Source organism: Bacillus sp. 05T22 (assembly GCF_056396765.1).
On record NZ_JBFTMC010000150.1, the window covers coordinates 1 to 8,246 of the forward strand.

Consider the following 8,246-nt stretch of genomic DNA (forward strand, 5'->3'; position numbering starts at 1 on the left):
CCCTATAGCAGTTGAAGAATTGAGAAAAGACCCTATAGCAGTTGAAGAATTGAGAAAAGAAAAAAAGATGCCATTAGGCATCCAACTAAGGCAAGTGAAATATCTCAATAACATAGTGGAACAAGATCATCGGTTTATTAAAAAGCGAGTTCGTTCGATGTTAGGATTGAAATCCTTTCGCACAGCTACATCCATTATTTCTGGAATAGAAGCTATGCATATGGTGAAAAAAGGGCAACTTGTTTTACTGGACAAGTCTGTCCAAAATCAAGTGGAGTTCATCCATCAACTATTTGGAATTGCTGCTTAAGACTAGATTCCACTAGGAAATTTTTCGCCTCTTTATATCTTTCCTAAGTATTTGCACCAGAACCAACAAAGATGACTAATCTACAGAAAAAATTAGAACTAGAGACATCTAGAAGTCGGGTGTTTATAAACGAATATGAGGAACAAAAGAAGGAGAATGAAAAACTTTTGTACAAATATTTGAAATTATTAAGAGCGCTTCATGTTCGGGGGATAAAGGTTAATGAATTACTAGATGACCAAGTTAATAATGGGATCAGTACTTTAGAAGAAAATAAAAAGTAGTACTATAAATCCAATAAGAAGGCCTGCCGACAAAATTCGGATATTGTATACTTAATCTATAAAGCAACGCGAGCGTGACTTTCATCTTTGTGATTGTCACGCTCCGTTTTTCTTTTTGCTTAAAGCTATTAGTTTAATGAACTATTTTTAATAATTAGGCTGAATATATCCTAATTTTATTCCTTTGGTTACTGCTTCTAATGAGGATGAAACATCCAACTTATCAAATATGTGTTGAATATGATTGGAAATTGTACGTTCACTAGCATATAACATAGAAGCAATTTCTTTACGCTTATAGCCATCGCATAGTAATTGTAAAATTTGTTTTTCGCTATTGGTCAATTCCTCTACATTGTCCGTAGATATTGGAAAATGGCACGCGCCCCTATTAATTTCATTTAATATTTGTAATAATGCTCCTGGTAAAATATTTTTATTAATAAAACCACTTACACCTAGTTTTTGAGCTTCATACTGGTAAACAGGTAAATCATAGCCTGTTAATATAACTATTTTCGTATCACACTTACTATTTAAAATAATTTTTGCTACCTCTAAGCCATCTTCACTACTGATGTTACTTAAATTAATATCTAATAAAGTAATGTCTGGTTTAAACTCATTGATAATTGTAATGACATTTTCAACATTTTGTAATGAATGGAATTGGTCTATTTCAGGATAATCCTCCAAGGCTATCTCCAAGCTTTTTGCAAACAAAGCATGATCATCTATTAATAAAATATTCATAGGAATCATCTCCTTTCATGGGAATAAGAATAGTAACGCATAAACCAGAAGGATTGCACTCTGAAATTGTCATTTTACCGTTTAATAAAAATAGCTGTTCTTTAATCGAATTCAATCCCCTATGGCCATTAAGAACGCCTGTTTCAGTAGCCATCAGGCCTTTACCATTATCTTTTACTATAAGTTCTATTTCGCCATTTTCTTGTGTCAAACTCAAAACTAGCTTTGAGCATTTCGAATGTTTGAATGCATTCGTTACCAATTCTTTTAAAATTCGATATATAACAAGATGATAGGGTTCAACTAAAAATAAATTTTCTTTACACTCAAAAGATATATCAATATTTTTCATTCCATATTTTTGCTGTATCATCTCAAGCAAATTGCTATAATTTTCTTTTAATGTGAGTGTTTTTAATAGGGTTGGATGGTACTCTTGCATTTGTACGCGTATTGACTGGTTTAAATTGCCCAGTGTTTCTACTATCATTTCATGAATTTCTTCTTTGTTAGATTTATTCATCATATTTTTAACAGCTAATATATCTTGTAATACTTCATCGTGTAAATAATCAGAAAAATCTCTTTTTATTTTTTCCTCTTTGGCTATCTGTACGAGATTATGAACGTAAGAGCTCTCTGGCAAGGTCTTTAGTTCTTCTGTATCCAAATTTAAGATAGTATTTTTTGTGTCTTGAAATAATAACGTGAAATAAAGCTGAACAAACCAAAAAACTGTATGTATAATGATGAAATAGGTAATCATATTAAATCTAAACAATACCCCAAGCGAACTAAGAAAAATAAGAAAACATAAAAACATTAAGCCCATTTTACCTTCTTTTAAGAGAAAATATTGCCTCATAGATATATGGTTTTTAAAAGCTATTGCATGAATACTAAATAGGGGTAACAGGATCACGATATACCACCCTAAATTACTTAAATATTCTGGGCTCTCCGCAAATAACATAGCATATACAATAAAGGGAAAAATAAGAATAGTAACAGATTTGAATAAATGCTTTTTTTCACTTTTAAAGACAAATTTAATTCGTTTTCGATGCTGCAGGAACAGAAAAATAATACAACTAAAACTAAAAATCCATTGACATGAAAATAGAATGGCAAATATTCTATCGTTTATCAAGTTCGCAACCAATGTTAATAAACATGTAATCTGTAAAATCCAATCTTTTTCTTTTTTATAAGTATAGATAGAATCTTGGAAAAAGAACAGGAGCAAAAATTGTACTATCTTATATAGAATCACTACACTAAGTAGCATACTTAGTGTATGAAAAATTTTCCCCTCATTAAGTGTAAGTAAAAACTGCCATGAAGCAAAAAGTAGCAAATTAGAAAATTGTGATAGCGTGTTATTGTTTTTTATGTTTACAAAACTGATGTATGCCCCATAAATGGACATTATCGTTATAAGCATTAATGGGAGTAACTTTGCTGTTCCTATAATATTGTTCTGCAAAAATTCGTAACATAAAAAAATAATCATACAAAGTTGATTAATTAAAATAAAAATTTGTTTTTGCTCATAGTACTTTTTCATAAACTCACTTACCTTTACTAGATTAAATACAGATAAAGCTGATGTTTGTTGACTATCATCAGCTTTATCTGTAGATTTTCACTTTTTATCGTTAAATATGATTTTATAACATGCTCTTTTTGTTAACAAATAATAAATGATATACACCACAGTAAAAATAATTACTGCAAAAAGAATAGGTAATATAAAGGCACTGCTTTTTCCTAATAAGTCATCCATTAAAGCCGTTTTGTAGGCTATCAGTGCAAAAATACTATGTGCTAACCCTAATACGTAAGGAATGCTAAATAACGTAAAAACTTCTTTACTTATTATTCTTTTTATCTTTTTCTTGTTATACCCCATTCTTTTTAAAATTATAAATTCGTTTTTGTTTGACATCATGCTCGAAAGGTTATCGAAATAGAGAATACTACCTGTTGCAATAAAGAAGATGATAGTAACAAAACTAATGAGCAAGAATGTTGAGCTATTCTGCTGAATAATGTAATCATTTTTTTGGTAACTACTTGTAAAATAAATATTATTTTTAAATAGTGGAGCTAAGTTTTCATAAACTTGCTTGTTATCCCTCATATCTGCTCCATTAAAGCTCATCATAGGCTTTTCTGTAAGCCCTAAGTTTTTTATTTCTTTGTAAAGTTGATCTGAAATAATAAGGGTTCCTACACTATTTGCAAATCCAATTGGATTAAGTAATGTGGTGTCTTTTACTTTTATATCCACGTTATTTGTAGGTGTTAAGTTCAAAGTATGTATTTTCCCTTTATCTAGCTTTTCTTTTTCAGGTCGATATTTTACTAAGATACTTTCATTTTTAGCTAAATTCTCAAAGTCTACATTTTTGCCCTGAATATTTATTAATTCCCTGTAATCCGACTCGGAGATAAGATCAAATCCGTGTTCTTTCTTTATACTATATTCTTTAGGCAAATTGTCAGAAGAGGATGTTCCGTGAATAATAGTCGTTTCTTTGTATTTCATATTTTCTTTACCAACAGTATCTTGTGCAGTTTTAATTGCTTTAGTAGCCAATTCTTTATCTTCCAACGGGAACTCAATAGCTGACGGTACGATACGTTCTGTAGCAGCAACTGGATAGTAAAGCGTCAATATAGTGGAACCGAATATAGCCAAAGTTCCTGCAGCTAATAAAGTTAACAAAATTAAAGTTTTTGCCTTCGAACGGATTTTAAATATAAAGTTTGGAACGATAATAATATTCGATTCCTTATAAAACCATGTTTTCTTTTTCTTCAATTTTTGAATGGCATATGGTAAAAAAGAGTGAATAAAGAAAATTGTCCCTAGTATTACACTTAACATTGTTAAAAGCGCGATTGGTGAAAATCCTATCGTTTTCCACAATGATTTAGTTCCTCTTGTAATATCAATAGCTAAGAAATAACCAATTAAAATCAAGAATAATCCCAGTAACGAGAAAGCTGTATTGATTTTTACCTTCTTTTCTTCCTTTTTTTCCATACGTACCAAAGTCAGTAAGGAACTTTTTCGAAGAATTATCCAGTTTGATAAAAATAAAACAGTCAAAACAGCAAATATAAAAACAAAGGTAAATAGTACCGCATCGGGATTAATAAGTGGCACTTCAGAAGTATCGATTTGTAATTTTAGTACTCTGACTATCACTTCGACAATTCCTTTATGAGTAATAGCACCAAAAGCGATTCCTACAATTAGAGCAGCAAAACAAATTATAATATTTTCAAAGGTTAATAGTTTTAGCATTGTTGACTTTCGATACCCTAAGAGCGAATAAATTCCAAGTTCTTTCATTCTTTTTTTCATAAAGAAAGTATTGGAGTATGACATATAGAATAGTACAAATGTCATAACAAAGATTGCCACCGTTCTCGACATTGTTTCTACTCTACCATCAGACGAAATCTTTTCCATGATAATATCATTCATGGAAAAAGAAATAAAGGAGAAAAACACCATCAGCACAAAAGCTACTGAAACGAAATAGAACGAATAGAAGGAAAAGTTATTCTTCAGATTTTTTTTTGCTATTGTTAATAATCCCACAGTCATGCCTTCCTTTCATACTCTTAGTTATATCGATTTTCATCAATTTTAGAGATTTCCTTTAATATCTCTTCAAAAAATTCTTTTCTATCCTGTTTATTTTTTCTTAATTCTTTTATAATATTCCCATCTTTGAATATTAGGATTCTACTTGAAAAACTTGCTGCATAAGCGTCATGGGTCACCATTAAAATTGTAGTGTGAAGTTCCTCATTTACCTCTCTTAGTTTTTGAAGTAGTTCTGTTGCAGAGTTTGAATCTAGCGCACCTGTCGGTTCATCTGCAAATAAAATACTTGGCTGTTTCGCAATCGCTCTTGCTGCTGCAACCCTTTGTTTTTGCCCTCCAGAAAGTTGACTAGGGTACTTGGATAATTGTTCGAATATCCCAAAACGCTTTGCTAAATTTTCTATTGCCGATTCAATTTCTTTTGGGGATTTTTTTAACAGAGTAAGTGGCACAGCAATATTTTCCTTCACTGTTAAACTATCAAGTAAAAAATACTCTTGAAAAATAAAGCCTAAATGATCTTTCCTAAAATCTGCAGATTTATTATCATTAAGTGTTTTAATATCAACATTATTTATAAAAACATCTCCATCTGTAGGCGTATCAATGGTTGATAGGATATTTAATAAAGTTGTCTTCCCAGATCCAGATGCCCCCATAATGCCAATAAATTCACCCGATTCAATATCAAAAGATACTTTATTCAGTCCAGGTAATTGATTCTTGTTGTAAATCTTTGTTACATTTTTTGCAGATACTAATGCATTCATCATATTTGCTCCTTTCAATCTATCAATATACTAAGTTTATCCTTTGATATATAAAGAAGCATGAGTAAAAAGCGCAACCTTCTACTCATACCCCTGTACTTTGCACCACAAACCTGTCCAGTTTATAAAAATGTCTCCATAAATGACCGTTTTTGTGATAAAAAACAGCTTTAAAACGAAATTTTTCTTTCTACAGTTAATGAATTACGAGAATCTGGCTCACTTTTTTCAGTTTAGGAAGCCACAAATTTATTAACTTGATGGTGATGAGATAGCGCCCCTATTACTAAGAATTTAAATAGTGTATTAAATAAGAAAAAATATTGACAACTGAATAGATGAATTTTTCATGGATATTACGGATAGTATTCATCTGTATGCTAATAATCCTTATGAATTTGCATTGAAATTCAAACGTGAGATTTATGAGCATACACGTATTGAATGTACGATAGGAATTGGTCCTAATCCTTTGATGAGCAAAATTGCTTTAGATGTAGAAGCTAAGAAAACGAAAGACTGCATTGCATACTGGAAGTACGAAGATGTACCCATAAAATTATGGCCCATACGACCATTAAGTAAATTCTAGGGGATTTCACACAAGACAGAACTTAAATTAAACAGAAAAGGTATTCATTCGATAGGAGACTTAGCTGATTATCCTCTTAAATATCTAAAACAAAGTTTTGGTGTCATTGGCGACGAGATGCACTTGCATAGCAACGGAATTGATTTTAGCCGTATTTCAGAAAAATATATGACGGCAACAACTTCTATCGGAAAAAGCCAAATACTCATGCGTGATTACACGATAGAAGAATTTCCGATTATCCTACTGGAACATATCGAGGAAGTTTGTTATCGATTAAGAAGACAAAACAAACTCGCTCAAACAATTCATTTTTCCATTGGTTACAGCAAAAGTTACGCTGGTGGTTTTAGAAAAACACACACTTTAAACCGCCCAACCAATCTAACAATGGATATTTATCATAGTTGTACATACTTTTTACATGAGTTATATACTGGTGAACCAATCAGATCAATTAATGTTTCTTTAACAAACTTAATTAATGAGGGTGAAGAACAAATTTCCCTTTTTGATAACGTAATACAACGTGAAAAAGAAATGAAATTAACGAAGGTAATGGATGAGATACGCACTAAGTTTGGGAAAAACAGCATCTTAAGAGGGATTTCGTATACAAATAGTGCTACAGCAAGATACAGAAACACATTGTTAGGAGGACATAAATGTGAATAACGCTAATATGCCAAAAGGGAGAGGAATGGTCAAGTGGCAAGGATTCGCTGCGATTCCGGAGCAATTCGCTGGTATCAGTCAAATTATTAAAGAAAAGACAAAAGTGGAACGACCGATTTTAACTCAGGAAGAAAAAGAACGTATAGAGAATATATTACTATGTTCCTTGCTTTCTGAAGAAGAAATATTGATTACATATTATGAGGACGGCCATTTGCTTACTAGTTATATGACCGTAACGGATATCGATCCGCTAAATAGTGCTGTAATATGTACAGATGCTTTTTATAGAAAGAATATCCTTAAATTTATTAATATTATTGATGTTAAGTAAGTAAAAGGGGTTCGCTACATCGCTATCCATAAAGCAAAAAAGACATTATCCTTTCTAATCTAGCTTATTTAGAAAGGATAACGTTTTTTGTATTTAAGGGTATTATAAAATCCTTAAGGTGACCTCAAACAGGCGATCTCTACACTTGCTACGTAATACATACTGGATTTATGGAAACATTTCTCAATATTATATTATCGTTATATGCACTATAATATAAGTAATCCTTTTTTTATTTATATTTTGTTATTTCCTGTTGCAAGAATCCTTATGATAAGGATTCTATTTTTTTGCATTAAATTTCTAGAAAGAAAAGAGATAAGATCAGAGAATATAATCTTATCTTCAGCATAAGGAGTAAAACAAAGGGTAATAACCATCTTATTTTTATTATATTATATTTTTTAATATCAAAACCATAGATAACAGTTACATCTATATTGAGAAATTTATTACAAAATTAGTTGTAAATGTTTTTAAAAATGAAAGTAAACTTTTACATATTTGTTTACTTTCACTTCAGAGCGTAACATCACACATCCATCAACTTAATATTTTGAAGTACCCCAAAACAAAAATTTTATCTCACCACAGTTATCTATAAGAATTCAGTTCATTTTTTGTTTTAGGGAACAATTAATTTCCAATACATGTCTTAATGCGAAAATGTGATATTTCGTGACCTTACCCTCCATATGCAATATTACATATAAAAATATATTGATGTAAATGTAAGCGCTTACTATAATAAAAGCATAAAGATAAATCACATCTTAGCAACAACAAAAGAGGAGGAAATAATATGACAATCGCAATGACAGTTTTAAAATTTGTAGGTGGAGCACTTCCATTCGTTCAAGAACTTTTAAAAGCATTCATGTAAGCTCACTATTTAGCAACTAC

Annotated in this window: 6 protein-coding genes and 1 pseudogene; 3 read left to right on the forward strand and 4 right to left on the reverse strand. The window is 30.9% G+C overall.

Going from position 1 to position 8,246, the window contains the following annotated elements; all coding sequences use genetic code 11:
• On the forward strand, positions 1–310 hold a 310-nt coding region (locus tag AC1DIT_RS25765), incomplete at its 5' end, for a DDE-type integrase/transposase/recombinase (protein ID WP_476998505.1).
• A 431-nt stretch (positions 311–741) separates the two neighbouring features.
• Here the strand turns inward: AC1DIT_RS25765 and AC1DIT_RS25770 are convergent.
• The 4 genes from AC1DIT_RS25770 to AC1DIT_RS25785 all read right to left on the reverse strand — a co-directional run bounded on the left by AC1DIT_RS25770 (position 742) and on the right by AC1DIT_RS25785 (position 5,742).
• Complete coding sequence (locus AC1DIT_RS25770; RefSeq protein WP_044880852.1) at positions 742–1,356, reverse strand: response regulator transcription factor; 615 nt, start codon at positions 1,354–1,356, stop codon at positions 742–744.
• Positions 1,325–2,914: an ATP-binding protein gene (locus tag AC1DIT_RS25775; RefSeq protein WP_016113517.1), complete on the reverse strand. Its 1,590-nt coding sequence runs from the start codon at positions 2,912–2,914 to the stop codon at positions 1,325–1,327. Before AC1DIT_RS25775 ends, AC1DIT_RS25770 begins: the two co-directional genes overlap by 32 nt.
• Before the next feature lie 78 nt (positions 2,915–2,992).
• Entirely contained in the window at positions 2,993–4,963 is a 1,971-nt protein-coding gene (locus AC1DIT_RS25780) for an ABC transporter permease (RefSeq protein WP_033671299.1), read from the reverse strand.
• Between the two features lie 23 nt (positions 4,964–4,986).
• On the reverse strand, positions 4,987–5,742 hold the full coding sequence (locus AC1DIT_RS25785) for an ABC transporter ATP-binding protein (RefSeq protein WP_033671298.1): 756 nt from the start codon (positions 5,740–5,742) through the stop codon (positions 4,987–4,989).
• 334 nt (positions 5,743–6,076) lie between these two features.
• Here AC1DIT_RS25785 and AC1DIT_RS25790 point away from each other — a divergent pair.
• Positions 6,077–7,009 (forward strand): annotated as a pseudogene (locus AC1DIT_RS25790) (DinB/UmuC family translesion DNA polymerase); the annotation flags it as partial.
• Positions 7,002–7,343 (forward strand): YolD-like family protein, encoded by a 342-nt coding sequence (locus AC1DIT_RS25795; protein WP_016113512.1) that lies wholly within the window; start codon positions 7,002–7,004, stop codon positions 7,341–7,343. The pseudogene AC1DIT_RS25790 and the gene AC1DIT_RS25795, both read left to right, overlap by 8 nt.
• Positions 7,344–8,246 lie beyond the last annotated feature (903 nt).